This is a genomic window from Chryseobacterium glaciei, assembly GCF_001648155.1.
GTDB lineage: Bacteria > Bacteroidota > Bacteroidia > Flavobacteriales > Weeksellaceae > Chryseobacterium > Chryseobacterium glaciei.
Genome location: NZ_CP015199.1, coordinates 616,504 through 642,571 on the forward strand (window position 1 = coordinate 616,504; position 26,068 = coordinate 642,571).

Sequence of the window (26,068 nt, forward strand, 5' to 3'; positions counted from 1 at the left end):
ATTCTAAAAATCTTAAGAAGCCTTAATGGTGAAAATTTCACAATTTAAGCAAGCTCTTAAACTAAATATTCATTTTTTTAATTGAAATCAAACCATTTTTAATATCAATAATCGTTTTCATTCCGTAATTGATTTGAATAGTAAACATATTTTCCAAAGGAAACTGTAAAATAGATTGCAAGATTAAACGGATTACTCCGGCATGGGAAACAATCAAAACTTTGTTGATATTTTCTTTAGAAATTAATTCATTCCAAAATTCGGAAACTCGGGTTTGCATTTCTAACAAATTTTCGCCGTTTTTTGCTTTTACATTAATAAAATCCTCATACCATGGATTGATTTCATCTTCTGGAATGTCACTCCATTTTTGGAGTTCCCAATCTCCGAAATTCATCTCTTTAATTCTTTCATCAGTTTGATAATTTAGCTGAAAATGTTTCGCTAATAACTGACACCGCTGAGACGGGCTTGAAATAATAAGATCAAAATCTTGATCGATTGAGATCAATTTAAAATCTTCAACATAATTTTTACGCAAAGACATTTCTGCAAACCCATAACACAGATTGTCTGGATTTTCTACCGCAGTATGACGAATCAGATGAATTTCCATACGATGATTGCGCCTAAATAAAATAACACTTCACAAACCTGCTGAACCGTTCCTAAACAATCGCCCGTATATCCTCCGATATGTTTTTTGAAATACCAGCCCAAGTATATTTTCCCTGCATAAGCTAAAACAAAAGCCAGAATCAGTCGCCAATCCGGAATCAAAGAAAAAGCTAATAAAACGGCTATAAAACTTATCAATAATGACTTGCCATCCAACGCTTTATTCGCCAGCGGTTTTGATTTACTTGAGTCAATATCAGTGACATATTTATGCGTATAAATCATTGTTCCTGCGATAAACCGACTTGAAGCATGTGCTAAAATAATGACCGTTAATGTTTTTATTAAATCTAAATTTCCTAATTCTTTAATGCTGAAAAATTTTAACGCAAATAAAAGAACAATCCCAATCGCTCCGTAAGCTCCTACTCGACTATCTTTCATGATGGTCATAATTCTCTCTTTTCCATAACCACCACCGAAACTGTCACACACGTCTGTAAATCCGTCTTCATGAAATGCTCCCGTCAATAAAACGTTGGAAATCATCATTAAAACAATAGCAATCTCCAAATTAAAAAGCTGAAAAGAAACATATAAAATAACAGCATTCATCAATCCTACCAAAAATCCTACCCAAGAAAAATATTTTTGAGATTGGTTCATGATTTCATTGGAATACGGAATTTTAAACGGAACCGGAATTCTTGTGAAAAACATCAAAGCCGTCGCAAAATAGATCAATTCGTTTTTTATAATTTTCATCTATTCTTTATTTGAAACATTAGCGTTTTCAAAACTCGACATTTCATTCAGAAAATTAACCGCACTTTGAATAATTGGATATGCCAACGCACAACCCGTTCCCTCACCTACTCGAAGATTAAGGTTGAGTAATGCTTTCTGACCTAATAAATCTAACAATTTAATATGCGCATATTCATCACTGACGTGGCAAAAAATACAGTTATTAAGGATATCAGGATTCTTTTTCCAGGCAACCGAAATGGCAACTGTCGCGATAAATCCATCAATTAAGATCAACATATTTTGGTCATAAGCTTCCTGCATCGCTCCAATCATTTGAGTAATTTCAAGTCCGCCAAAAGTTTGAACAATTTCATCCACCGATTTTACATTCGAATGTTTAGCGATCACTTGAGACAAGATCTCAATTTTCTTTTGTAACTGAGTATCATTCAAACCAGTTCCTCTACCTACGCAATCGGCAATCGGAATATCAAATAATTGACTCATCATTAATGAAGAGGAAGATGTATTTCCAATTCCCATTTCACCAAAACCGATAACGTTACAACCTATTTCTGCAATTTCCTTAACAACAGATTTTCCATTTTCCAAAGCCTGTTTATATTCTTCAATCGTCATGGCAGGTTCTTCCAACATATTTCGGCTTGATTTTCTGACTTTCTTATCAATTAAATCCAATCCTTCAGGAAAATCAAAATTCACTCCCGCGTCTACAATTTTAATTTGAATGTTATTCTGTTTACAAAACACATTGATTGCTGCCCCTCCACCCAAGAAATTCATTACCATCTGATATGTAACCTCCTGCGGATAAGCACTCACTCCCGCAGTTGCAATTCCATGATCAGCTGCAAAAACAGCCATATGAGGTTGTATTAACTTCGGAGAAGTGGTTTGCTGAACCATTCCAATTTTGTGAGCCAATTGCTCAAGAAATCCTAATGCGCCTAATGGTTTTGTTTTGAAATCAATTTTGTGTTGTAATTCGTGTGCTAACATTGATGTAGTGTAAATTTTTAAGAATAGAACCCCTCATTATTATGTTAAATAAGAGTCGTACAATATTAGTGATTTTAAAATTATTTTCTTTTGCCTTGATGCAAAAGAAAGAAAAAATCAAGACTTGGAAACTTCCGCTAAAAATAATCTATGCTCTCTAAAAATTCTAAAACTTGCGCGATTTCAATATTGGTTCTTCGATTCGAAATTGGTCTCGCGCTTCAAACAGTAGAATTTTCTTAACGTTCGCGTAGACTATTTTTTAACGCTCCATTTTCCTATGTCGGAATATAATTCCTTTTAATCAAACAAACTCTACAACATTCAAATCCTAAACATTTGATATTTTAAATATTTCCTTTTGCCTTGATGCAAAAGAAAGAAAAAATCAAGACTTGGAAACTTCCGCTAAAAATAATCTATACTCTCTAAAAATTCTAAAACTTGCGCGATTTCAATATTGGTTCTTCGATTCGAAATTGGTCTCGCGCTTCAAACAGTAGAATTTTCTTAACGTTCGCATAGACTATTTTCTTAACGCTTCATTTTCTTATGTCGAAGTTCAATCCCTTTTAAGCAAGTAAGTTATAACTCTACAACATTCAAACGCTAAAACACTCAAACTCTCCCACACAAGAACTCTCAAACAAAAAAACTACGTAAAAACATTGCGCAGATCTCAATTTACTTTGCATTATAAATTAAAAATAATGACACCCAAAATATTAGAAAAATTAAAAGAAATAGAGGCAGAAAGAAACATAGAAATACTTTTGGCCGTAGAATCAGGGAGCCGAGCCTGGGGTTTTGCTTCACCTGACAGCGATTACGATATACGTTTCATATACCGACATGAAAAAGACTGGTATCTTTCTCCATGGGATAAAGATGAGACGATAGAATTTATGACTGAAGATGATCTGGACGGTTCTGGATGGGATTTGCGAAAGACTTTTCATCTTTTACATAAATCAAACGCCGCTTTGTTGAGTTGGTTTTACTCGCCTATCGTTTATATGAAAAACGAAAAGTTCTATGACTTATTTAAACCTTTGGCAGATGAATGCTTTTCTCCGATAGCGGTTTCTTATCATTATCTGAGCATGAGCAAAAAATATCTGGAAGCCTGCAGAGCCGATGAAGTAAAATTGAAAAGTTATTTTTACTGCCTTCGAACGGCTTTAACCGGAAAATGGATATTAGAAAAAGGAACGGTTCCGCCAGTTTTGTTCAGTGAATTGTTGGTTTTAGTTGACGATTTTACAAGAACGAAAATAGAAGATCTTGTTGCTTTAAAAGCCACAAAAGGAGAATCTTATTATCATGCGAATGACTGGGAACTTTTTGGATTTTTGGAGAAAATGGTGAAAGATAATGAGGAAAAAGCGAAGAGCTTGGCTGGAGGAGATGCTGATAAAAATGAGATGGAAAAAGTTTTTAGGGAAATATTAAAGTAATAATTTAGAAGTATTTTTTTAAATATGATAAAACAACTATCTGAAAGAGCCTTAAATTTTCTAGAGAAGCAAGGAAAAAATAAGGAGTATGAAATAGATTTAAAAATCTTAGAAAAGCATTTAAATTTCTATAATCTTCAGACTCCTTTTGAAATTTTAAGATTTCAGAAGAATTTTTCTGGCCTTTATATTCAAGATACAATTATTCATATTTTTACTCCAAAACAAGTAAAAGAACATAAAGGAATCAATACCTATCATTGGAAGGTACAAACTTTATTTTCTATAAATGACAGTTTTTATATTGCTGAAAATGGAAAAGTTGCATTGAGAGATTGCGGTTGCGATTCTTATGACTTCTATTTCTATTTTGAAAGTTTTGAAACTTTCATAGAACAGCAGGCTTTTTTTGAAGAATATCGACATTACACTCATCTTCCGGGACTTGGAAATGATTTATTTTGTAATATTAATATACTGTCGGAGTATTTTTCGGATTATGATTTTATTGATGAATGTTCCGATAAGTATCATCGTATGTGGAAAAATAATTTAAATCTCATTCACGCCAGACAATATCCTGAAGGATGGATCATCTTTTTCGATAGTCTATCTGAAAACGAACGTCATAACTTAATAGGAAAATTAAAAAAAGAAAATATAATTGCATGAAAAATATAATCGCTCTATCTCCCATGTATACGGAAGATAGTAATAACCTCAAAAAAGCATCGATTAATTCGCTTTACGAACTGAACCGTTTTAATGCAAAATGGAACGTTCCCGAAGAGTTTCGTTCAGATGTGATTGCAGTATATGGAGAAGATATTTATGCAGAAATTGTTGCTGAACAATGTAATTTGACCTTGACAAAACCAGAAGACGATTGGCTTTCAAAAATTTCAGAAGAATTCACGAAACGCAAAATTTCTTATGGACAATTAAAAGAATTCGTTGATGAAGAAAATATATTTATTAAATGTTCTGATTTTAAAAGTTTTAAAGCCGGAGTTTTCGACAAAGTGACCAATATCAAAGGTTTTGATACATTGGATTTGGAAAGTACCGTTTTCACCTCAGAAGTTGTGGAATGGGAGCTCGAAGTAAGATGTTTTGTTTTAAATAATGAAATAAAAACTTATTCTTCTTATTGGCGAAACGATACTTTCGACACTGATCCACTTTCTGAAACAGAGGAAAAAGATATGCTTGAGTTTTTCAATAATTTCATTCAAAAATATTCATCAACACTCCCCAATGCTATCGTTATTGACTTTGGAATTATCAAAGAAAAAGGCTGGGCCTTGATTGAGGCAAATCCGGCTTGGTGTTCAGGGTTGTATAATTGTAATGCGGAGACAGCTTTGGAGGTGATTGTGGATAGTTGTATTAAAAATTAGAATTAATTTAATTATAATTGTAAAAGTTCCTTTTCAGTAAGGGACTTTTTTTACTATTCTTAACCACAAAAACATTAGTCATGGAAAAAGAAAATATTATCACCATCAACCAAACCCATCAGGAAGCTGAATTTAATTGGGCAATAAAACGTTATCTGCCAAATTTCAAAGATGGTAAACCAACGATTATTGGGATGCAATTTCCTTGGAAAAGAATTTTTGACGATGAGAAAAGTTTAGAAGAAACATTACAAACTATAGTAAATTTATTTAATGATTTTACTAGAGGTGATTTCTTTAAAAGCATTAATTATACACCGCAATACAGGGATATTTTTCTTTTAAAAGCAAGTTTGATTTCCTCCTATTACTGGATAGAATTTATTTTTACAAAAGACAAATGGAATCTGAAAACAAAGGGATATTCATGGGAACAAGAATCTTTTATTTTCTCTTTGGGAAATAATTTGAATAACGATTTTATCGTTTCAAAAATAGGATATGAAGTTTTATTTTACTCATACAGAAATCCAGATACAGATGAGGATGGATTTAGAAAAAGAAAGTATAAACTCCCTATTTACATTAACGATGAAGATTTTCTAAATAGTGACTATATATTTCTCTTTGAAAAATCAGACGGGCTACGAGGAGATTTAAGAGTCAGAAGCATAAACCTATTGATTGACAATGAATTTGATTATTATCTTCATATTCGTTCTAATGAATTATCTGATGTTTCAGGAAAAAATTTAGATTTTGTTCATCAGGGGCAAATTCCAAAAAATATTTTGTTTCAACTATTAAAAGTTATTCAGGAAAACGAAAACTATAGATATTATGGTGGAGGTGCAATCCTAGATCTTCCACAGACGCATTTTATATTTAAAATTAAAGATAAAATATATAGAAGTGGTATTTTATCCAATACCAATGAGAAAGATTACCACTTTAAAAATCTTGAAGATTTAAAAAGCATTATTTTAGACTGGGTAGAAATAGTTATCAATTTTCAAAAACAAAATTAAAAACCAAATGAACTACAAAATTATATACAACGAAGAAAAACTACAGCAATTCATCGATTGGCTACCTGATTTATTACCCAACGAACAATATTATGTAACACTTCTTGCAAGAAAGAAATACAATCCGGAAAAGGGTTTGAAATCAGACAAAGCCCAATTAAAACGTTTTACTTCTACAAAAGAAAGGTTGTTGCAGAAAATCAAACAGCTTGAACTTCCTTTAGGATTATATGAATCGGGAAATCTTGAAATTTCTCAGGATAATCTGGCAATTTATATCACTCCTAATCCAAGAGATTTGCATAAATCATCTTTAATTTTAATGAAAGAAATTTCGGAAAAACTAATTAAAAATGATAATGCAATTAATCCTTATACATTAGCTTTAAATACAATTCAAACAACAACTTCAAGGAAAATCTTCTTTGATCTGGATATTGATTTCAGAATTGAAGATCATCAGGAAGCTATTGGAAAATTTAGGTCAGATATTGCAGATTGTATTAATTCCGATTGTCTTACTTTTATCAAAACAAATGGTGGATTGCACTGCCTAATTAATGTTCAAAATATTAAAATTGAACATCAAAAAAGTTGGCATCAAAAAGTTTCACAACTTACCTATAGTGAATATGAAGTCACAATGAATGGCGATAATGTTTTACCGATTATCGGATGTATTCAGGGAATTGATTTCTCACCTTACTTTTTAGATTAAATTTGCTATTATGTGTACACCAAATACTGAATTACAATTCTGCACTTGTGTGGAGGGAGATATTTATGAAGTCAAAGACATTTATATCTGGACTTTAAGTATGTATATAGATTCAAAAAAATCCATGATACGTGGAAAAATCATGAAATCAACAGAAGATTTTGAAAATGGAATTTCTGCAGAAAATATCATTTCGAAGCTTAACGAAGAAAATATTTTTGATTTTGAATATACTCCTAAAGAAAGGGATACTCTTCACATCAGTTTTAATGCAGAAAACAGAGAAGAATATAAATATTTTTCATTGATATTCAGAGATGGAATATGGCGCAAAGGAAGAAATCCAGTGTTTGTAAGTGTTGAAAAAAGCATAGCAAAAGGAGAATTAAAAGTTTTATACAAAGAAGAAAATAAATTTATAAAATATTGTGATGATTTAAAGCTAAAATTTGGAATTGATATACCAGAATCTATTAAAGTCCGATGTGCCAATTTAAAAAATGATTCAGAAGATCCGACGTATTTAGCTATAAAAAATTTCAAAGAATATAAGATTTTCTATAAACTAGAATTTATTAAACATATTGTTAATACACACTTTAAAACTTTTCCAAAACCTGAAAACTCCGATAGATTACAAATTCTGGTGAATGAAGCTCAAAATAGATTTTCGTTACTAGAAAATAAATTTATTTCGGAAAAAACAAATGTATCTTTTCTAAATAGATGTTTTAAAGATTTTGATAACAATATTGAAGAATGTTTTTTTGTTGCCATTCCTATTAAAGAAGAATATCTTATTATTAATGGTAGTTTTTCTGGAAAAATAGTTTTTAAAAGTAAAAAAGACAAAAGATATTTTAAAGATAATTCTCAAAAACTTAAGTTTGAAGATTTTGAAAAATTATAAAAAATAATTTAAAATGACCATCCAAACCCTAAAAAATAAAAACCTCATCCTCCTTGAAACCATCTCCGGAAGCCGCTCTTTCGGACTGGCAACAGAAAACTCGGATACAGATATCCGAGGAGTATATTATTTACCGAAAGAAGATTTTTTTGGTTTAAATTATATTCCTCAAATTTCTAACGAAACGAACGACATTACCTATTATGAGATCGGAAGATTTATAGAATTATTACAGAAAAACAATCCGAATATTCTGGAAGTTCTGGCAAGTCCGGAAGACTGTATTCAACATAAAAATCCGTTGATGGATTTGTTGAAACCTGAAGATTTTCTTACCAAATTATGTAAAGATACATTTGCAGGTTACGCGATTTCACAGATCAAAAAAGCAAAAGGCCTTAATAAAAAGATTCTCAATCCGATTGATAAAGAAAGAAAATCTATTCTTGATTTCTGTTATGTTTTACAAAATCAAGGTTCAATTCCGTTGAAAAAATGGCTTTCAGAAAATAGAAAATTTCAGGAACAGTGCGGATTGGTCAGCATCGACAATACCAAAGGAATGTTTGCCCTTTTCTACGATGAATCGCGTGATTTAAACTACAAAGGAATTATTCAAAATGAAGAAGCCAATCAGGTTTCGGTTTCATCTGTCCCGAAAGAGGAAAAATCTGTTGCCTATTTATTTTGCAACCTTGATGCCTACTCCACTTACTGCAAAGATTACAGAGAATATTGGAAGTGGGTTTCCGAACGAAATGAAGACCGTTACAACGTCAATCAAACTCACGGACAAAACTACGACAGCAAAAACATGATGCACACGATTCGTTTGTTGCAGTCTTGTGAACAGATTTTCAAAACCGGTTCGTTGAACATTCGTGTAGAAAATCGGGATGAATTATTAGATATTAAAGCAGGAAACTGGTCTTATGAAGCCGTTATGCAGAAAGCAGAAGGTTTGATACAATCTATTGAGCATTATCACTCGATTTCCCGTCTTCCCGATACGTCTGACTTGGAGAAAACAACAAAAATTTTAATTGAAATAAGAGAAGATTTATATCATTAATTATTTCTGCAAAGATTTGACTTTTAAACAACAAAAAATCCCTCAAATTGAGGGATTTAAATATATCTAGGATTTAATCTTATGCTTCAGATGAAGGATTTTGATTTTCATTTGGAGCCTGATCAGCCGGTCTTCTATCACCTTCTGGTCTGTCCTGTCTTTCTGGTCTTCTGTCACCTTGAGGTCTGTCTTGTCCTTCCGGTCTTGGTTTAGACTCAGGTCTTGCAGGTCTTGGCAACAAAACTTTTCTTGAAAGTTTCATTTTCTTACGATCATCAAACCCCATGAACTTCACTTCTACTTCGTCACCTTCGTTGTAAGGTACTTTATCAAGACGAGCCCACTCGATCTCAGAAATGTGAAGTAATCCTTCAGTTCCTTTTGCAATTGCTACAAAAGCTCCGAAATCCATTACTTTAACAACTTTTCCTTGGTACACCTCACCTACTACAGGTACAAATGTAATCTCGTTGATTCTTGCGATTGCTGCATTGATTTTCTCTCTGCTTACACCAGAAATTTCGATTCTTCCGATTTCTCCTACTTCTTCAATAGCAATAACAGTATCTGTATCTTTTTGAAGTTGTTGAATGATTTTTCCACCAGGTCCGATAACAGCACCGATAAAATCTTTAGAGATTTCAAGCATTACCATTTTCGGAGCGTGAGGTTTCACGTCTTCTCTTGGTACTGCAATTGTTTCAGTGATTTTATTAAGGATGTGTAATCTTCCGTCTTTAGCCTGTAAAAGTGCTTTCTCCATGATATCCATAGATAGTCCCTGGATTTTGATATCCATTTGACAAGCTGTGATACCGTCTGCAGTTCCCGTTACTTTAAAGTCCATATCTCCCAAGTGATCTTCATCACCTAAGATATCAGAAAGTACTGTGAATTTTCCTGTTTTAACGTCTGTTACTAATCCCATTGCAATTCCGGAAACCGGTTTTAAAATCTGAATACCAGCATCCATCAATGCTAAAGTTCCTGCACAAACAGTCGCCATAGAAGATGAACCGTTTGATTCTAAAATATCAGAAACGATACGGATTGTATAAGGGTTTTCTTCAGGAATCATGTTTGCCAACGCTCTCTGAGCCAGGTTACCATGTCCTACTTCTCTTCTTGAAGTTCCTCTTAAAGGTCTTGCTTCACCCGTTGAGAACGGCGGGAAGTTATAATGTAAGAAAAATCTTTCGTCATAGTTTACCATTACGCTGTCTACCATGTTCGCATCTTTCACTGAACCTAATGTTACTGCCGTTAAAGACTGAGTTTCACCTCTTGTGAAAATTGCAGAACCGTGAGCTCCCGGTAAATAATCAATTTCGCTCCAGATTGGACGAATTGTTTCAGGATCACGACCATCAAGACGGATTTTATCATTTAAAATCATCTGACGCATCGCTTCTTTCTCTACATCATGGAAATATACTTTAGCGAAAGGAGTTACTCTTTCCAATTCTTCAGCATTTTCAACATATTGAGCTAAAAATTCAGCTAAAACAGCTTTGAATTTCTCACCTCTTTCTTCTTTTCCTGAAGGAGTTTTCGCTACTTCATATACTTTATCGTATGTTTCTTTCCATACTTTCTCACGGATTGCTTCGTCGTGATTTTCGTGACTATATTCTCTTTTTGGGAATGATTTGCCTACTTTTTCAGCTAATCTTTCCTGAGCTTCAACTTGTTTTTTGATTTCTACGTGAGCAAATTGGATTGCTTCAAGCATTTCCTGCTCAGAAATTTCTTTCATCTCACCTTCTACCATTACGATAGAGTCTTTAGTTGCTCCCACCATGATGTCAAGGTCAGCAATTTTAAGATCTGCATAATTAGGGTTCACAGAAAGTTCACCATTGATTCTTACAACTCTAACCTCAGACATTGGTCCGTTGAAAGGGATATCTGTAATAGCAATCGCTGCAGATGCTGCAAGACCTGCTAAATCATCAGGAATTGACACTCCGTCATAAGAAATTAATGAAATCATTACCTGAACTTCCGCGTGGAAATCTTCAGGGAATAATGGTCTAAGAACTCTGTCTACCAAACGCATTGTCAGGATTTCCTGATCAGATGGTCTGGCTTCTCTTCTAAAAAAGTTTCCAGGAATCTTACCTCCTGCGTAGAATTTTTCTCTGTAATCTACCGTTAAGGGTAGAAAATCTACTCCGTCTTTTGCTTCTTTACTGGCTACAACAGTTGCTAAAAGCATTGTTCCGCCCATTTTTACGACTACAGAACCATCAGCCTGTTTTGCTAATTTTCCTGTTTCAATTGTAATTTCTCTGCCGTCTGCAAGAGTAATCGTTTCTGTAATTGCTTGAGGTATACTCATAAATAGTTTTGTGTTGCACTCCGTATTGAGCGCTTTAATTATTGATATTTCGTCTAAATTTTCGTTTGCAAAGATAAGGTATAATAATGAGATAATTAAATTTTCAAATGATTAAATAATACCTCTGGTTTTGATGCTCTGACTAAATATTTAGCTTCAAATATAAAATTACTGCAAGAATTATAATGTTTATTCATCAACCTCAAAAAACAAAAAGCAACTTAGTTTGAAATTATTTTAGCTGTAAAAATCTTACCTTCATTATATTATTGTCTCAAAATAAGAAATATTGTATTTAAAGGTAAAAAAGACCAAAAAAGTTGCCGAAAAAAAAAGTTGTTCCCCTATATTTGCCTGACTTTTAAATATGTGAAAAATTTAAAGAAATTTCTCTTTGAAACCGACTAAATGAGTTCTAAGAAAACTCTTTTGTTTAAATATGTGTGTATATGAATAATAATGAAGTAAAATCGCAAAGCAGGAATTACACTATTCCGCTTATTACCATCACTCTTCTATTTTTTATGTGGGGATTCATCACTTGTATGAATGACATTTTGATTCCTTACCTAAAACAACTTTTCAAACTAACCTTCTTCGAATCGATGCTGGTACAGTTTTGTTTCTTTGGAGCTTATTTTATTGGCTCATTAATTTATTTTTTCATCTCTATTACAAAAGGAGATCCCATCAACAAAGTAGGTTACAAAAAAGGAATTCTCTTCGGAATTTTCCTGGCAACGTTCGGATGTATCTTATTTTATCCGGCTGCTACTTTCTCTTCCTATCCTCTATTTTTAGGGGCCTTGTTTGTTCTTGGGTTAGGATTTACCGTACTGCAAATTACTGCAAATGCTTACGTTTCTTTATTAGGATCAGAAGAATCAGCATCAAGCCGCCTGAATATGACGCAAGCTTTCAATGCGTTGGGAACTACAATTGCTCCAGTTTTAGGAGGACACTTGATCTTTGAATTATTTTCTGCCGAAGACGGTTCTTTCAGCGCGGTTGCAACAAGAATTCCTTATTTAATCTTTGCAGGTATTCTTTTATTGGTCGCTTTATTGATCTCAAGAGTAAAATTACCATCGTTTCAAACCAATGATGGTGAAGAAGTGGTAAAAGGTTGGGGAGCGTTGAGATTCAATCATTTGAAATTCGGAGTTTTTGCTATGTTTTGTTATGTAGGAGGTGAAGTTGCTGTTGGAAGTTTCATTATCAGTTTCCTGGAACAGCCACAAATTATGGGCTTTGATGAAGTGATTAGTAAAAATTATCTTTCTCTGTATTGGGGAGGAGCTATGATCGGGCGTTTTCTTGGAGCGATTTCTTTAAACCAATCGATAAGCCAAGGAAAGAAAGCGATTTATATGTTGGGAGCTGCTGCGTTGGTGTTCTTAGTCATTTTCAGCATTGTGAATCTTTCGTTTGCTCAGATCAGTTTCTTCTTGGTATTTATCGTTCTTAATTTCATTGCATTCTTTATTGGTAAAGCTGCTCCGGCAAGAACACTTTCTATCTTTGCTGCGATTAACGTTATTCTGTTGATTTCAACGATGGTAAATCACGGTGAATTAGCAATGTACAGCGTTCTGGGAATCGGAATTTTCAATTCAATTATGTTCTCAAACATTTACACATTGGCAATTTCAGGGTTGGGAAAATATACAAGTCAGGGATCATCTTTGGTGGTAATGGCAATTCTTGGAGGGGCTATTGTTCCTATTTTCCAAGGATATTTGGCAGATCAGTTTGGAGTTCAACATTCGTTTATTATTCCTGTGTTCTGTTATTTAATGATCTTAATTTTTGGAGCTTATTGTACAAAATATCTTGGTCATGTAGAAACTACAGAATCCAAATCCGGACATTAATTTCAATTAAAAATATAAATCATGTGAGGCACTTTTTAAGTGTCTCATTTTTTTGTTTAAAGTATTTGAATAAAGTCTTTCGTCTGAAATAGAAACATATCTTAGCATCAAATAATTAAACTAAAATACCAATGAAAACACAATTACAACTTGAATACGTCGCATTCTTAATCTTGGGAGTTTTTGCTTTTGCCCACACTGAATTTTCTTGGTGGTGGTTCGCAGGGTTATTTTTTGCTCCCGATATTTCCATGTTAGGTTATGCTGTTAATAATAAAGTAGGAGCATTTTGTTATAATCTTTTCCATCATCTTGGAATTGCCATCTTAATTTATTTAGCAGGAACTTTTCTCGCCCTTCCTTATTTACAAATGATTGGAGCTATTTTATTTGCTCATTCTGCTTTTGACAGAGTGCTGGGATATGGATTGAAATATCTGGATAGTTTTCAGAATACTCATTTAGGTAAAATTGGAAAAAAGAAGGAATAATTTATTAAACCATTCCTTCAAACCAGAATTATCCCCACCAAAATTTATTCAGATAATAATATTCATTCTGATGTTCAACTACAAAACAATTATTATAAAAAGTTTTATAAGAGAAAATACGAGTGATATCATAAATAAAAAAAGAATCGATTAAAACAAAAAAAGTACCCGCAAACATTTTAGAATTTTCTTCGTTATGCTGCGTACCATGTAAATATTTTTCAATAAAACTTTTCAAAAGATTTTTATATTCAACAACATCAAGTTCAGTAAGACTTTCACCTAATTTAAGTTCAATTTCAGAAACAGCTTTTCCTTTATAAAATTCAAAGCTTTCAAAATAATTTCCACCAATAAATTTCCTTTCTATATAAGGATTTATTGCCATTAGAAAACCTTCAATAAGATTCATCTTGTATTTTTCATTCAACGCCGTATTTTTATAATGATCAGGAATCTCGTAATTATATTTTTCAAAATATCTAAAAGCCTTACTTGCAAGCCAAATATGACCGATGCTTATATGGCTCCCAGGTTCCAACTGTAAAAGACTCACTAATAACTCATTAACATAAAAATTTCTTCCGTACCAAAGATCATTTCGTTGAATCATATCACTCATATCGTCATCTGTAACTTCCACAATATCATCTTTCAACATTATTTCCTGAAAGTTTTCGTTAAAAATTAAATAAGTATATCCTCCCTCAAGATCTTCCTGTTTCGCAACAACTCTATATTCGTCTTTACAAAGCTTTGATAGTATTGCTTTTTCCTTATTTTTAATATGTATTTTCATATTTATTATTTTTAATACTACAAAATAATAAATTAAATACGCAGTCTTCTTACGCAGAAATATAATATTACAAAAATTAATTCTTAATAATTATATTAGATCTAGCATAAAAACAAAAAAGCAACCTCTTTCGAAGTTGCTTTTTATCTGAAAATCTTTGTAGATTATTTTCTTAAACCTAGTTCAGCAATAATTGCTCTGTATCTTGCGATATCTTTATTTTTAAGGTAATCTAGTAAACTTTTTCTTTTACCTACCAATTTAACCAAAGATCTTTCCGTTGCGAAATCGTGACGGTTAGCCTTTAAGTGTTGAGATAAATGGTTGATTCTGAAAGTGAAAAGAGCTACTTGTCCTTCAGCACTTCCTGTGTCTGTTGCAGATTTCCCGTGTTTAGAGAAAATTTCCTGCTTTTTTTCTGTTGTTAAGTACATTCCAATATTGTTTAATGATTATTATGTAACGGGTGCAAAAGTACGACTATTTTTTTATTGGGCAAAACATTATTGATTTCATGTATCAAAATTGATAGAAAAAAATGTTAAAAATTTCTTAAAAAAATTATGCCATACCATTAAAAGACAGTAATTTTGCAAACGAATTACAAATGAGAAAAATTTTAACTTTTAGTACGGTTTTCACTTTTTTATTGATCGGCATTGCTTCAGTAAAGGCACAAAGAAATGCTTCCGAGGATAAAATAAGAAAGGTCTTATACTTCAATCCTGAGGTAGAACCCGACCTTGAGGAAATCAAAGAACCCACTAATCATGCATTTTTCAGTGCAGTTTCTGATAATTTAAGCAGATACAAGAGAAATAAAATGCTCCGAACCGAAACTCAGGTTCCATTCGACAGTGTTGATAAACAAACTATCGCTGATTACTGTATTAATAATGATGCCGATTTCGCCATCGTTCCAAAAGTAAGATATTTTAAAGTAGGTCTTGGAAAATATGTTTTCTCTAACCAAGTCGTTGTAAGTATGAAACTTTTTGATGCAGAAGGAAATTTCATTACAGAATCAGATTACGATACTTATCGCAAAAACATGCGTCTTTTGGGTTCTGCAGAAAATTCTATTAAAATTGGTACAAACGGAGCAATAAAAGGCATTCTAAAAGAACTGAGGAGATTAAAACCATCTACAGAAGCAGGTTTTTAATTTTTTTTATTTAGTTTAAAACTTTATAATTCGTTCGCACGTTCTGTTCACGGATATTTATTCCTTTGACTCTTAGAAGATTGTTTATTCTAAAAAAAAACACAAAAGAGACAAAAGCTATTATTGAACTAGTTAAACTTAAATGACCATTGTGATAATCTTTTGTGCCTTTTGTGGTAAAATAAAAATTTAGAAATTCCAAATCTAAAATTCAGTCTTCTCAAGAATAACTTTAATTAATCCTTAATTTTCCTACATCATTGGTCAGTTCTAAAAAATTGAATTATTTTTGCATATCCTAAAAATTGCACGTTTTGAATTATAATGACGAACTTATCTTTAGTCCTGCCGATATTGCCGAAACTCTCAGTGGACTTCCTGCTGATAAAAGGCTGTTGGAATTTTTAAAGGTTCCGAAACAATACAAAGCTGAAGTTTTCTCACATTTAGATCCGGATTTTCAAGAAGAAACCATCCGAAGTATTGGCAGTGAAGACGTTTCCGAGATCCTAAACTCCATGACTCCGGATGACAGGACTGCCCTGTTTGAGGACTTTCCGGATGAGCTTATTAAATATTCAATCAATCATCTTAATCCCCAGGAAAGAAGAATTGCCTTAAAACTATTGGGCTATCATTCTGATTCCATTGCGCGTTTGATGACACCTTATTACATTCAGATCCGTAAGGAATGGACAGTAAAAAAATGTCTTCAACAGATCAAAAAAGTAGGAAAAAGGGTTGAAACGATGAACCATTTATATGTAGTGGACGAAAGGAATCGTTTGGTTGATGACTTAGCAATAGGAAGTTTATTATTAGCTGAAGAAGACACTCTAGTCTCTGAATTGACTGATAATCACTTCGTTGCGATAACAACAATGACTTCAAAAGAAGATGCCGTAACTTATTTCGAAAAATACGACAGAACTGCGCTTCCCATCATTACAGAAGCCGGAGTTTTGGTCGGAATTGTAACGATTGATGATATTTTAGATCAAATTGAGCAACAAAATACGGAAGACATCCAAAAATTCGGGGGTCTTGAAGCCTTAGATTTACCTTACACCCAGACTTCTCTTATCGAAATGGTAAAAAAGAGAGGAATGTGGCTTGTTATCTTATTTTTCTCCGAAATGCTGACTGCATCCGCAATGGGTTATTTCGAAGATGAAATTCAAAAAGCGGTTGTCTTGGCATTATTTGTCCCTTTAATTATTTCCAGTGGAGGAAACTCTGGTTCACAGGCTGCAACATTGATCATTAGAGCAATGGCACTTCAGGAAATTGGATTGAAAGACTGGTGGTACGTCATGAAAAAAGAGATTTTCACAGGATTATTTCTTGGTGGAATTCTTGGAATCATCGGATTTTTACGAATCATGGTCTGGCATAAGATAGGCTTGTTTAATTATGGAATTCATTGGGCTTTTGTAGGTTTAAGTGTTGGCGTTTCTTTAGTATTGATCGTACTTTGGGGGACAATCTCAGGTTCTATGGTTCCATTTATCCTGAAAAAATTAAAACTCGATCCTGCAACCTCTTCTGCTCCATTTGTAGCGACTTTAGTAGATGTTACTGGACTTATTATTTACTTTTCCGTAGCTGGACTTTTCTTAACGGGTAAACTTTTGTAATTTTAGGCAACCTCTAAAATATTACAATGAAAATTGTTTCTCTAGTTCCCTCAATTACTGAGGCTTTATTTGATTTGGGCTTAACTGAAAATGAAGTCATCGGAAGAACCAAGTTCTGCATCCATCCCGAAGAAAAAGTAAAAAATGTAGCTGTTATTGGCGGAACAAAAAATATTAATATTGAAAAAATTAAAGCTTTACAACCCGATATAATCCTTGCGAATAAAGAAGAAAATATCAAAGAACAAGTTGAGGCTTTGATGGAAGATTTTAAAGTCGTAGTGACTAACGTCGAAACCATTGAAGACAATTATTATCTATTAAAAAATCTGGGTTTACTTTTTAATAAAGAAGAAAAAGCACAGCAATTCAATCTTAAAACCTACGAAGTTCTGAGTCAGACTAAAATTAATTATCCTATAAAAGTAGCTTACTTGATCTGGAAAAATCCTTATATGACGATTGGCTCTGATACTTTTATCCATCGTATTTTATCTGAAATTGGCTTTAAAAATATATTTGAAAATAAAACCCGCTATCCGGTAATTGAAACCGAAGATCTGGCAGAAGCTGACATTATCATGCTTTCCTCTGAGCCATTTCCATTTAAAGAGAAACATATTGAGGAATTAAGAGAGTTTTATCCAAATAAAAAGATCATGATCGTTGATGGAGAAGCGTTTTCATGGTATGGAACCCATATTGCGAAATGTGACAATTATTTTAAAGAACTGATTTCTGAGGCGAATTTTGTTTAAACACAAATTTCACTAATGCTTTCCACAAATGACACTAATTGTAAGCTTTACTTTTAAGCTTTGGCTAAAGCCAATTTGATTTTACTATTTTCCCAAAACGGGCTAAAGCCCGTTCCTATTGATCACATTTCTCTTGAAAATTTGATACTGAATTTATTGGAGATTGAAGCCTCAAGGTCACCAATAGCATACATAAAAAAACTCCGACCAGAAGATCGGAGTTTATATTTTTTCAATTATAGAATCTTAGAAACTTCTTTGCAAAGCCATTCTAATAATTCTCGGTCTTCATCCGTAAAAGGATCTATTTTGTGAGAATCAATATCAATCTGACCGATGTTTTGTCCGTCTTTGAAAATCGGAACTACAATTTCAGCTTTCGTATCAATTGAGCAACTTAAATAGTTATCCTGTTGATGAACATCAGGAACAACAAATGTCTCATTAGAAACGGCAACCTGACCACAAATTCCTTTTCCGTAAGGAATAATATCGTGGTCTGTAGGAGCTCCAACGTAAGGACCCAATTTCAACTCGTCCTTATCTCCATTTTTAAAATAGAAACCTGTCCAGTTGAAATAAGAAATTTCCTGATCCAAAAGATGGCAAACTTTCTGAAGCTTTTCTTCAGTATTATGTTTTGGACTTTCAAGTATAGAAGAAAGTCTTTTCTTTAATTCTGACATTATATTTTGTTTTTAGGAGAATTGTTTTAGCGAAAGTTCTTGTTTATACCCGAACATTCCGCGCTCTTTTATCATTTCAGCAACACCTTCAGGAAGTTGATTTTCCCAACCTTTGATGTTCCCTGCAATTTTTCTTAATATTTCTCTTGAATAAATTTCCAAGAACTCAGGATTATAGTTTTTAATATCTACAATACGGTTGTTGAGTTTAAAATATTTATAAAGTTCTTTAAGATTTTCTTCTACTTTAAGATTTTCAGAATCTAATAATTCATGAGTTTCAGGATCTTTGTAAGGATACAGATATACTCTCATTCCGTTTCTGAAAAATTTACCGAAAGCTTCCAAAATTCCGCCTGATAAATTCTTATAATATTTCTCGTCAAATACCATCAACAAGTTATTTACACCCATTGCTACCCCAATATTCCCAGTGGTGTAAGATGCAAAATAATCAATCAATCGGTAATATTCAGAGAAGTTTGAAATAATAACAGTGTAACCTAATTTACCAAGAACGTCTACTCTATCAAGGAAATCCCTTTCATCAATATCTCCGTCTGCTCTAAGGTTGGAAATGGTAATTTCAATTAAAATTTCCGTTTCTTCATGGGTACAGACCGCATCTTTCAAAAACATATCAATCCCGTTTTGAAGCATATCAATATTTACCTTGGTCACAGGTCTGAAACTTCCTCTGATCGCAAAAATGTTTTTCTTGTATAAACTGTCTGCCGGAAGCATATTGCTACCTTGAGAGTTGAAGATAACCGCATCTGTCATGTTATTTTTAACCAACTGAAGAGACATTAATCTGTTGTCAACATACGCGAAAGCCGGCCCGCTGAAATCAATCATATCAATTTCAAGGTTATCGGTTGCAACGTCGTCGAAAAGAGATTCAATTAGCCTTCTTGGGTTATCATAATATGTAAAGGCTCCGAAAATAAGATTTACCCCCAAGTTTCCTAGAGTTTCCTGCTGTAAAGTAGCATCATTCTCTTTGAATTTTACGTGGATAACGATCTCATTATAATCTTCATTTTCCTTCACCTGAAAACGAATTCCTACCCAACCGTGACCTCTTACAGTCTTATCAAAGTTAATTGTTGTAACGGTATTGGCGTAAGAAAAAAACTTTCTGTTCGGGTTGTTATCTCTGGAAATTCGTTCTTCAATTAAAGCTACTTCATAACGAAGCATTTTACGAAGTCTATTTTGAGTAACATACCTGTTTTTAACCTCTTTTCCGTAGATGGCATCACTAAAATCTTTGTCGTAAGCAGACATCGCTTTAGCAATCGTACCGGAAGCCCCTCCTGCTCTAAAAAAGTGTCGAACAGTCTCCTGCCCTGCTCCAATTTCTGCGAAAGTACCATAAATAGTAGGATCTAGATTAATTGTTAATGCTTTTTGTTTAGGAGTTAGTTTCTGATACATTAGGACATTAAATTTTTCGTAAATTTACCAAAATTAAACCAACCTCAAAAGAAAATGAAGTTGAAATTTTTAGGAACGGGAACTTCCCAAGGCGTACCCGTTATTGGCTGCACCTGTGAGGTGTGTACATCACAAAATCCCAAAGACAATCGTTTTCGATCTTCTGTGATGATTTCTACAGAAGAAAATAAAAAAATCCTGATCGATTGCGGTCCGGATTTTCGGCAGCAAATGCTTCTAAATCATGAAAATACAATTGATATCGCTCTTATTACTCACGAACACAATGATCATGTGATCGGGCTTGACGATATGCGACCTCTTATTTTTAAAAGTGGAAAAAATATGCCAATTTATTGCTATCCAAGAGTCGGACACGAGATAAAAAATCGTTTTCCTTATGCTTTTGCGGACGAAAGATATCCTGGTGCGCCCGCATTTGATCTTCATGAAATTGAAAATGAACCTTTCACTGTTTTAGATACAGAAATTACTCCGATTGAAGTGATTCATTTTAAGATTACCGTTTTTGGATATAAGTTTAAAAATATGGCTTACATCACAGATGCCGGCTTTATTTCTGACACGGAAAAGGAAAAACTGAAGAATTTGGATGTCTTAGTTTTGAACTGTATCCGAAAATTTGATCCGCATCCGGCACATTTTATCCTTCCAGACGTTATAAAACTGTTCGAAGAGCTAAAACCTAAGAAATTATTTTTAACTCATATCAGTCATCATTTAGGTTTACATGATGTTGAAGATAAACAACTTCCGCTCGGAATGCACCTTGCCTACGATGGTTTGGAGATAAATTTTTAAAATTTTTTCTGTAAAAACTTTTGAGCATTAAAAAAAGTTTCTATATTTGCACACCAATTTAAAACAAACATCAAGCCCAGTTGGCGGAATTGGTAGACGCGCTAGACTCAAACTCTAGTATCGAAAGATGTACCAGTTCGATTCTGGTACTGGGTACTAAAACCTCCAAAATCAATGATTTTGGAGGTTTTTATTTTTATAATTGCGTCACTTTCGTGGCTATTATAATTTAATATTCAGAAATAAGATTTATTCCAACTACCAAATCAGTTCCAGAAAAAGTCGTCGGCGTAAGATGAATAACATATTTATCATTTTCATGTAACATCCCATTTCTCGGATCTAAAAGAATTAATCCTTCATCTGTATCAAAATTACCTTCTGTAATAAGTATTGTTTCTGTTTTATCAAAAACTTTGATATTATGAACTTGAGAAAAATAATTAAATCCGCCAATATCTGTTGCTTTTTTGAATACAATCTTTCTTTCAGTAATATATTGATCAGGTATATTTAAGTTAATTTTAACTGTATTTCCTAATGAAACCGTTGGCAAATAAACTCCATCAGAATTTGCATTTACTCCTGAAATATGCTTTGAAACATTCCATCCATAAGGGCTATTCTGAGCTGCTTTTTTCCAAGGTCTGTACCAAGAATTCGTATTACAGTTTTCGAAAATATAGATAGGGTAAGAAGAAATATTTCCTACTGCATTGCAAATAGACTGATTAATTTGATCAAGTGTAGGTGCAATATTTTTGAAAATGATTCTCAACGGAGATAAATAATCTTCGCCATTATCAATATCATGTGAAATTTTATAATTATACCAATTCGAACAGGTATCAAAAATAATAGTTCCCTTACCTTTAGTCTCAATAGCAGGTAAGCCATTCTTAATAGTAGATCCTCCCATGCCACAAGAATCAAATTTAAATACAAAATTAACACTTTTATTAAAGACTTGAATGAGTTTTGCGCCATTCAGTAATTCAAACCTTGGGCCCCAAAATGAAATATGCGGTTGAGTTCCTCCTCCAAAAGTATCTGGATTAGCATTGCTATTAATTCTAATAACCGTACCTCCTGCACCAGGCATAATAGAACCTTGATAATAAGAGATAGTTTGTCCTTCTATAAAATCAAATAAAATGCCAGTAAAACCTTCTATATCTGTACCATAAAATCTCCAGTTTACTCCTTGATCATTAGCAAGTTTAAAATAAACTGCTGAAGTATCTCCTCCTTTAATTTTACAATCTGTAAAAGTAACTTCTGAAGCCATATCTCCCCCATTACAATCAATGATTTGATTAAAACCTTCAAAAAAACACTTTTCAAATATCATACTTTGAGCATTTGACGCCAATGGTAAACCGCCAACAAAATTCAGAAATTTTCCTTTACTTTTAGAGGTAAATTGAATACCTTTAAAAGTAGAAAAACCAATGATTCCTTGGTTATCCAACATAAAATCATTATTGTTTTCAGGCTCATAAATAATCTCTGTATTTTGCCATCCATCACCTTCAAAAATAAATCTTGCAGAATCCATAGAAACTTCAAGAAGATTTCCGGTAATCTTATATTTCCCGGCGGGAATGACTAGTTTCATAGGATTTCTCCATCCTAAATTCGGAGAGATTGGAACTGATAGATTGTATACTTTTTGCATAGCCAACTTTAATGCATTAGTATCATCAGTAATGCCATCTCCTTTTACTCCAAACCACTTTACATTGACTCCGTTGTCAATTTGTCTTTTATAAAAAGTGTTAACACTTTTTCTATAGATATAATTATCGTCAACCAGGTTTGTTTGTGTATCACATCTTACATAGAAAACATTTTCATGTGTTATATCATCTATTAATTGTACCAAAGGGTCTAATGGTAAAGTATTTGTCGGTTTAAAAAAATCGTCTGCGTAGGTCATAATTTAATTTGTATTAAAATTTTAGTAATCTAGTTTTGTGATTGATCAATCGTTGAATATTCTAATGCAAATCTAACCCTCGCCAACGCCAAAACTTGACGTGTTTTAATAAATGATTGTTTTCCGTAAAAAAAATTATGAAATAGATTTCAGAGTTTTTAATTTTAAACTTTAGTTCAAAAAATATAAATAATTAGTTCAAAAATTCTTTAGTTTTTTCACCTACCTTTTTCAATGACAGGATACTTTCCGAAGTTATACGATCAGCAAACACAGCCCGAAAATGATATTTATATTCATCTGTAAAAGAAAAAGTATCACCTGGAGTAAATAAAATTTTCTGACTTTCACAATACTCATAAAAAGCTTCCATATCCAGATTTTGTGGCAACTCTCCCCAAATACTGTATCCACCCTGAGGTCTGTGGAAATAAGAATTTTCAGGGAAATATTTTCTTAAAGCATCTAATAATTCTATCGCCTGTTTTTCCAATTGTTTTCGAAATGAGCGCAAATGCCTATCATAACTGTTACTTTCCAAAAGTTTTATCATTAATTCCTGATAAATTGGGGTAACAGATCTGCCGAGAGAGAATTTTAATCTTTCAGTTTCAGCATAAAATTTACCTGGATTCAGCCATCCGAGACGAATTCCCGGCGCTAAAGTTTTAGAAAATGATGAAAAAGTCATCACCAAACCTGTTTTGTCAAAACTTCGAATGTTGGAAGGTCTTGTTCCACCAAAATAAAGATCTCCGTAAATATCATTTTCAATGATTGGGATTTGATGAATTTCCGCAATGGAAAGAAGTTCTTTTTTACTTTCATCTGTCATAAGAATCCCTGTAGGATTATGAAAATTTGGAGTAACGACAACTGCCCGAACAGGATTTTCATCACAAATATTCCTGAAATAATTTACATCAAAACCATCTTTATAATGTAAAGGAATTTCAATCGTTTTCAAATTCAAATTAGAAATAACCTCCAAAATAGAGAAAACACACGGACTTTCAACTGCAATCAAATCACCAGCCTTAGTTACAGACGCCAAGGCAATATAAAGAGCCTGCAACGCGCCGTCTGTGATGATCAATTCTTCTGCATTCATCATGCATCCATATTTTGCAGAACGTTCTGTAATCTTTTCTCTTAATAATAATGAACCATTTAAAGGATAATAACGAAGAAGTGAGGCTCCTTTTTCACGGATAACTTCCTGCATCTTTCTTAAAATCAATTTTTGAGGGATTAAAATATCTGTTGGCGATGTAGAATTGAACGAATTGTACTCAAAAGCTTTACTTCGTGTTGATGTGAGTTCAAGGTTCTTATTAAATAGCGAATTTTTTGCAACTGCTAATTGTTTTATTGTGTTTTCAGGAATAGTTTCCTTTTGATTAAAAGCTACAAAATAACCCGAACGCGGAATATTTTCAACCAAACCTTTCATTACAAGATAATCATATCCGTTCTGAACCGAACTTATGCTTAAATGATATTTTTCTTTGATTTCTCTAACAGAAGGCAAACGGGTTCCCAACTTCACTGCTCCACTTTTTATCTGTTCTTCCAAAATAGAAGTAAATATTTCATATTTATAAGTTTGCATACATCTCGAATCTAACTGTTCTGAACAAAATTACAAAATTTACAACTGTACCGATTCAATTTTTCATAACTGTATCTAAATTAAAGCTCAATAATCTCTTACCTTCGAATAAAAAAGAATCCAATGGAAATAGTTTCAAAATTCGCAGTAGGATCCGATAAAGGAGTTGATGATCTTTTTGATGTAAAAAAAGCATTTATTAGAGATACTTATAAGGAAATTGCTTCTTCCGAAAGTATAGAAAATTATATCAAAGAACATTTGGATCACAGGAAAATGATCAATATTTTGAATGATTTGTCGAATCAGCTTATTATGGTTTTTGTGGATGAGCAACCTGCAGGATATTGTTTATTTAAAAGTGGTTCAAACTATTCCGATGCTTCTGAAGGTAAAAAAATGACAGAGATTATAGATTTTGGAATACTTTCAGAATACAATTCATCAGAAGTGAGGATTTCACTTTGGAATAAGGTAAAATCTGCAATCAAATTCACAGATAGTATTTGGATTAATATCAATCAAAATCATCCTCAGCTTGATCTTTTTAAAGATAACAGATTTGAGTTGGTTAAAGAATCACTTTCCGATCCTTTTGGAATCGCTTCTTCCATCTATGAACTGAATATTTCAAATTAACAACACCATTTTTAAGTATAAAAACCTTTGAGATTAACCAATTTCAAAGGTTTTCTTTTGTTTAATTTGTCTCGACTTTTGATATAAAGATTATTCAAAGAATTATGCCTCTTCTTTATTAAATAACTTAGCAGTTTTTTTGACGCAAAGTTTTATGATGCAGAATGATTTATTTAAGTGAGCAAAGAATAATCAACCAAGTTGATTTGATGAAACTGTATTTTCAAGCTTCGCAAAGTAAATTTTATTTGCCTTTGCCTCCTAAAAAATCAAAAGTATGTAATAAAATCTTTGCGTTAAAAAATAAAATTCAAACAAATGAAACCTTGCATAATAAATAAAAGACTTTTAGACAACTCATAAAAGTCGAGATGATTTGGTTTACACTGTTCTATAAAAATTTTAAATTCAACTACTATTTTAAAAATAAAAACCTGTACCCATAATAATACACACTTCTGTATCTGTAACCATAATTTAAGACTTCATAGCTTTGTACTATATAAAGCAAAATATTATGGAAACTACCCTTAAACCTCAAAAACAACTTCAAATCTCAGAAGTTTATATTGCAGATATAGTAGAACTAAAGAATATTTTTCTTCAAATCTCAAACCTTGAAATAGTGACCGAAAATTTTGGTATTCCTTTTCTTATGATCAGGCAAAAAAATAATATCATAGCCTTTGCAAGTCTTATTATTAATCAAAAAGGAGAAACTGATTTTGTGATTTATGAAAAATCAAGTTTAAATGTGGAAGAAAAAGAGAACTTCTTTGCTCATGCTCAGAACTATTTTAAAAGAAATAATTCTGCAAATTACCGTGATCCTGTGCAACTTAAAAGCAGTATCGAGAGAATGATCAATTGGTTGAATATTTGATAAAATCAG

25 protein-coding genes and 1 tRNA gene are annotated in these 26,068 nt (G+C 32.7%); 16 read left to right on the forward strand and 10 right to left on the reverse strand.

Going from position 1 to position 26,068, the window contains the following annotated elements:
- Window positions 1-61: 61 nt before the first annotated feature.
- From cobC to cobT, 3 genes are read right to left on the reverse strand one after another with little or no spacing between them, the layout of a single operon-like run.
- A complete protein-coding gene (gene cobC, locus A0O34_RS02700) occupies window positions 62-616 on the reverse strand; it encodes an alpha-ribazole phosphatase family protein (protein ID WP_066750918.1) in 555 nt (184 codons plus the stop codon).
- A complete protein-coding gene (locus A0O34_RS02705) occupies window positions 601-1,383 on the reverse strand; it encodes an adenosylcobinamide-GDP ribazoletransferase (protein ID WP_228394343.1) in 783 nt (260 codons plus the stop codon). The genes cobC and A0O34_RS02705 overlap by 16 nt, the downstream gene beginning before the upstream one ends.
- The gene (cobT, locus tag A0O34_RS02710; RefSeq protein WP_066750919.1) at window positions 1,384-2,388 is read right to left on the reverse strand and encodes a nicotinate-nucleotide--dimethylbenzimidazole phosphoribosyltransferase; all 1,005 of its coding nucleotides are present in this window, start codon (window positions 2,386-2,388) and stop codon (window positions 1,384-1,386) included. It abuts the gene before it with no gap.
- Window positions 2,389-3,098: 710 nt separating this feature from the next.
- On the opposite strand from cobT, the gene A0O34_RS02715 reads away from it, so the two are divergent.
- The 7 genes from A0O34_RS02715 to A0O34_RS02745 all read left to right on the forward strand — a co-directional run bounded on the left by A0O34_RS02715 (window position 3,099) and on the right by A0O34_RS02745 (window position 8,973).
- Window positions 3,099-3,845 (forward strand): nucleotidyltransferase domain-containing protein, encoded by a 747-nt coding sequence (locus A0O34_RS02715; RefSeq protein ID WP_066750920.1) that lies wholly within the window; start codon window positions 3,099-3,101, stop codon window positions 3,843-3,845.
- 24 nt (window positions 3,846-3,869) lie between these two features.
- Complete coding sequence (locus A0O34_RS02720) at window positions 3,870-4,517, forward strand: hypothetical protein (RefSeq protein ID WP_066750921.1); 648 nt, start codon at window positions 3,870-3,872, stop codon at window positions 4,515-4,517.
- Entirely contained in the window at window positions 4,514-5,245 is a 732-nt protein-coding gene (locus A0O34_RS02725; RefSeq protein WP_082891085.1) for an ATP-grasp domain-containing protein, read from the forward strand. The genes A0O34_RS02720 and A0O34_RS02725 overlap by 4 nt, the downstream gene beginning before the upstream one ends.
- Window positions 5,246-5,325: 80 nt before the next feature.
- Window positions 5,326-6,273: a hypothetical protein gene (locus tag A0O34_RS02730; RefSeq protein WP_066750923.1), complete on the forward strand. Its 948-nt coding sequence runs from the start codon at window positions 5,326-5,328 to the stop codon at window positions 6,271-6,273.
- A 7-nt stretch (window positions 6,274-6,280) separates the two neighbouring features.
- Window positions 6,281-6,991: a hypothetical protein gene (locus A0O34_RS02735; protein ID WP_066750924.1), complete on the forward strand. Its 711-nt coding sequence runs from the start codon at window positions 6,281-6,283 to the stop codon at window positions 6,989-6,991.
- Between the two features lie 10 nt (window positions 6,992-7,001).
- Complete coding sequence (locus A0O34_RS02740; protein ID WP_066750925.1) at window positions 7,002-7,901, forward strand: hypothetical protein; 900 nt, start codon at window positions 7,002-7,004, stop codon at window positions 7,899-7,901.
- 13 nt (window positions 7,902-7,914) lie between these two features.
- Entirely contained in the window at window positions 7,915-8,973 is a 1,059-nt protein-coding gene (locus A0O34_RS02745; protein WP_066750926.1) for a nucleotidyltransferase domain-containing protein, read from the forward strand.
- 79 nt (window positions 8,974-9,052) lie between these two features.
- Here A0O34_RS02745 and A0O34_RS02750 read toward each other — a convergent pair whose 3' ends face one another.
- On the reverse strand, window positions 9,053-11,314 hold the full coding sequence (locus tag A0O34_RS02750) for a polyribonucleotide nucleotidyltransferase (protein WP_066750927.1): 2,262 nt from the start codon (window positions 11,312-11,314) through the stop codon (window positions 9,053-9,055).
- A gap of 449 nt (window positions 11,315-11,763) precedes the next feature.
- Here A0O34_RS02750 and A0O34_RS02755 point away from each other — a divergent pair, with 449 nt between their 5' ends.
- Window positions 11,764-13,188, forward strand: coding sequence for a sugar MFS transporter (locus A0O34_RS02755; protein ID WP_066750928.1), 1,425 nt, complete (start codon window positions 11,764-11,766; stop codon window positions 13,186-13,188).
- A gap of 131 nt (window positions 13,189-13,319) precedes the next feature.
- Entirely contained in the window at window positions 13,320-13,679 is a 360-nt protein-coding gene (locus A0O34_RS02760) for a DUF4260 domain-containing protein (RefSeq protein ID WP_066750929.1), read from the forward strand.
- A 28-nt stretch (window positions 13,680-13,707) separates the two neighbouring features.
- Here the strand turns inward: A0O34_RS02760 and A0O34_RS02765 are convergent, their stop codons facing one another.
- Window positions 13,708-14,478 carry a hypothetical protein gene (locus tag A0O34_RS02765; RefSeq protein ID WP_066750930.1) on the reverse strand — a complete coding sequence of 257 codons (771 nt, stop codon included), beginning with the start codon at window positions 14,476-14,478 and terminating at the stop codon, window positions 13,708-13,710.
- Between the two features lie 164 nt (window positions 14,479-14,642).
- Window positions 14,643-14,912 carry a 30S ribosomal protein S15 gene (gene rpsO / locus A0O34_RS02770; protein WP_054510192.1) on the reverse strand — a complete coding sequence of 90 codons (270 nt, stop codon included), beginning with the start codon at window positions 14,910-14,912 and terminating at the stop codon, window positions 14,643-14,645.
- A gap of 173 nt (window positions 14,913-15,085) precedes the next feature.
- On the opposite strand from rpsO, the gene A0O34_RS02775 reads away from it, so the two are divergent.
- From A0O34_RS02775 to A0O34_RS02785, 3 genes are all read left to right on the forward strand, one after another.
- Entirely contained in the window at window positions 15,086-15,643 is a 558-nt protein-coding gene (locus A0O34_RS02775) for a pyruvate decarboxylase (RefSeq protein WP_066750931.1), read from the forward strand.
- Between the two features lie 314 nt (window positions 15,644-15,957).
- Window positions 15,958-17,280, forward strand: a complete 1,323-nt coding sequence (gene mgtE / locus A0O34_RS02780) for a magnesium transporter (protein WP_066759443.1) — start codon at window positions 15,958-15,960, stop codon at window positions 17,278-17,280.
- Window positions 17,281-17,306: 26 nt separating this feature from the next.
- Window positions 17,307-18,038: an ABC transporter substrate-binding protein gene (locus A0O34_RS02785; RefSeq protein ID WP_066750932.1), complete on the forward strand. Its 732-nt coding sequence runs from the start codon at window positions 17,307-17,309 to the stop codon at window positions 18,036-18,038.
- A 236-nt stretch (window positions 18,039-18,274) separates the two neighbouring features.
- Here the strand turns inward: A0O34_RS02785 and A0O34_RS02790 are convergent, their stop codons facing one another.
- Complete coding sequence (locus tag A0O34_RS02790) at window positions 18,275-18,724, reverse strand: GAF domain-containing protein (RefSeq protein ID WP_066750933.1); 450 nt, start codon at window positions 18,722-18,724, stop codon at window positions 18,275-18,277.
- 12 nt (window positions 18,725-18,736) lie between these two features.
- Window positions 18,737-20,164, reverse strand: a complete 1,428-nt coding sequence (locus A0O34_RS02795) for a nicotinate-nucleotide adenylyltransferase (RefSeq protein ID WP_066750934.1) — start codon at window positions 20,162-20,164, stop codon at window positions 18,737-18,739.
- 54 nt (window positions 20,165-20,218) lie between these two features.
- Here A0O34_RS02795 and A0O34_RS02800 point away from each other — a divergent pair, with 54 nt between their 5' ends.
- Window positions 20,219-20,986: an MBL fold metallo-hydrolase gene (locus tag A0O34_RS02800; RefSeq protein ID WP_066750935.1), complete on the forward strand. Its 768-nt coding sequence runs from the start codon at window positions 20,219-20,221 to the stop codon at window positions 20,984-20,986.
- Between the two features lie 74 nt (window positions 20,987-21,060).
- A tRNA-Leu gene (locus tag A0O34_RS02805) sits at window positions 21,061-21,142 on the forward strand.
- A gap of 73 nt (window positions 21,143-21,215) precedes the next feature.
- On the opposite strand, the gene A0O34_RS02810 is transcribed toward A0O34_RS02805, so the two are convergent.
- Window positions 21,216-22,925, reverse strand: a complete 1,710-nt coding sequence (locus tag A0O34_RS02810; RefSeq protein WP_066750936.1) for a glycosyl hydrolase family 28-related protein — start codon at window positions 22,923-22,925, stop codon at window positions 21,216-21,218.
- Window positions 22,926-23,118: 193 nt separating this feature from the next.
- Window positions 23,119-24,537, reverse strand: coding sequence for an aminotransferase-like domain-containing protein (locus tag A0O34_RS02815; protein ID WP_066750937.1), 1,419 nt, complete (start codon window positions 24,535-24,537; stop codon window positions 23,119-23,121).
- A 123-nt stretch (window positions 24,538-24,660) separates the two neighbouring features.
- Here A0O34_RS02815 and A0O34_RS02820 point away from each other — a divergent pair, with 123 nt between their 5' ends.
- Together A0O34_RS02820 and A0O34_RS02825 are read left to right on the forward strand one after the other, a co-directional pair.
- Entirely contained in the window at window positions 24,661-25,176 is a 516-nt protein-coding gene (locus A0O34_RS02820) for a hypothetical protein (protein ID WP_066750938.1), read from the forward strand.
- A gap of 517 nt (window positions 25,177-25,693) precedes the next feature.
- Complete coding sequence (locus tag A0O34_RS02825) at window positions 25,694-26,059, forward strand: hypothetical protein (RefSeq protein WP_066750939.1); 366 nt, start codon at window positions 25,694-25,696, stop codon at window positions 26,057-26,059.
- Window positions 26,060-26,068: the final 9 nt, after the last annotated feature.

Bases quoted from the DNA above. Each gene is read 5' to 3' on its own strand.
- cobC (WP_066750918.1), bottom strand. From the start codon at position 616: ATGGAAATTCATCTGATTCGTCATACTGCGGTAGAAAATCCAGACAAT.
- A0O34_RS02705 (WP_228394343.1), bottom strand. From the start codon at position 1,383: ATGAAAATTATAAAAAACGAATTGATCTATTTTGCGACGGCTTTGATG.
- cobT (WP_066750919.1), bottom strand. From the start codon at position 2,388: ATGTTAGCACACGAATTACAACACAAAATTGATTTCAAAACAAAACCA.
- A0O34_RS02715 (WP_066750920.1), top strand. From the start codon at position 3,099: ATGACACCCAAAATATTAGAAAAATTAAAAGAAATAGAGGCAGAAAGA.
- A0O34_RS02720 (WP_066750921.1), top strand. From the start codon at position 3,870: ATGATAAAACAACTATCTGAAAGAGCCTTAAATTTTCTAGAGAAGCAA.
- A0O34_RS02725 (WP_082891085.1), top strand. From the start codon at position 4,514: ATGAAAAATATAATCGCTCTATCTCCCATGTATACGGAAGATAGTAAT.
- A0O34_RS02730 (WP_066750923.1), top strand. From the start codon at position 5,326: ATGGAAAAAGAAAATATTATCACCATCAACCAAACCCATCAGGAAGCT.
- A0O34_RS02735 (WP_066750924.1), top strand. From the start codon at position 6,281: ATGAACTACAAAATTATATACAACGAAGAAAAACTACAGCAATTCATC.
- A0O34_RS02740 (WP_066750925.1), top strand. From the start codon at position 7,002: ATGTGTACACCAAATACTGAATTACAATTCTGCACTTGTGTGGAGGGA.
- A0O34_RS02745 (WP_066750926.1), top strand. From the start codon at position 7,915: ATGACCATCCAAACCCTAAAAAATAAAAACCTCATCCTCCTTGAAACC.
- A0O34_RS02750 (WP_066750927.1), bottom strand. From the start codon at position 11,314: ATGAGTATACCTCAAGCAATTACAGAAACGATTACTCTTGCAGACGGC.
- A0O34_RS02755 (WP_066750928.1), top strand. From the start codon at position 11,764: ATGAATAATAATGAAGTAAAATCGCAAAGCAGGAATTACACTATTCCG.
- A0O34_RS02760 (WP_066750929.1), top strand. From the start codon at position 13,320: ATGAAAACACAATTACAACTTGAATACGTCGCATTCTTAATCTTGGGA.
- A0O34_RS02765 (WP_066750930.1), bottom strand. From the start codon at position 14,478: ATGAAAATACATATTAAAAATAAGGAAAAAGCAATACTATCAAAGCTT.
- rpsO (WP_054510192.1), bottom strand. From the start codon at position 14,912: ATGTACTTAACAACAGAAAAAAAGCAGGAAATTTTCTCTAAACACGGG.
- A0O34_RS02775 (WP_066750931.1), top strand. From the start codon at position 15,086: ATGAGAAAAATTTTAACTTTTAGTACGGTTTTCACTTTTTTATTGATC.
- A0O34_RS02785 (WP_066750932.1), top strand. From the start codon at position 17,307: ATGAAAATTGTTTCTCTAGTTCCCTCAATTACTGAGGCTTTATTTGAT.
- A0O34_RS02790 (WP_066750933.1), bottom strand. From the start codon at position 18,724: ATGTCAGAATTAAAGAAAAGACTTTCTTCTATACTTGAAAGTCCAAAA.
- A0O34_RS02795 (WP_066750934.1), bottom strand. From the start codon at position 20,164: ATGTATCAGAAACTAACTCCTAAACAAAAAGCATTAACAATTAATCTA.
- A0O34_RS02800 (WP_066750935.1), top strand. From the start codon at position 20,219: ATGAAGTTGAAATTTTTAGGAACGGGAACTTCCCAAGGCGTACCCGTT.
- A0O34_RS02810 (WP_066750936.1), bottom strand. From the start codon at position 22,925: ATGACCTACGCAGACGATTTTTTTAAACCGACAAATACTTTACCATTA.
- A0O34_RS02815 (WP_066750937.1), bottom strand. From the start codon at position 24,537: ATGCAAACTTATAAATATGAAATATTTACTTCTATTTTGGAAGAACAG.
- A0O34_RS02820 (WP_066750938.1), top strand. From the start codon at position 24,661: ATGGAAATAGTTTCAAAATTCGCAGTAGGATCCGATAAAGGAGTTGAT.
- A0O34_RS02825 (WP_066750939.1), top strand. From the start codon at position 25,694: ATGGAAACTACCCTTAAACCTCAAAAACAACTTCAAATCTCAGAAGTT.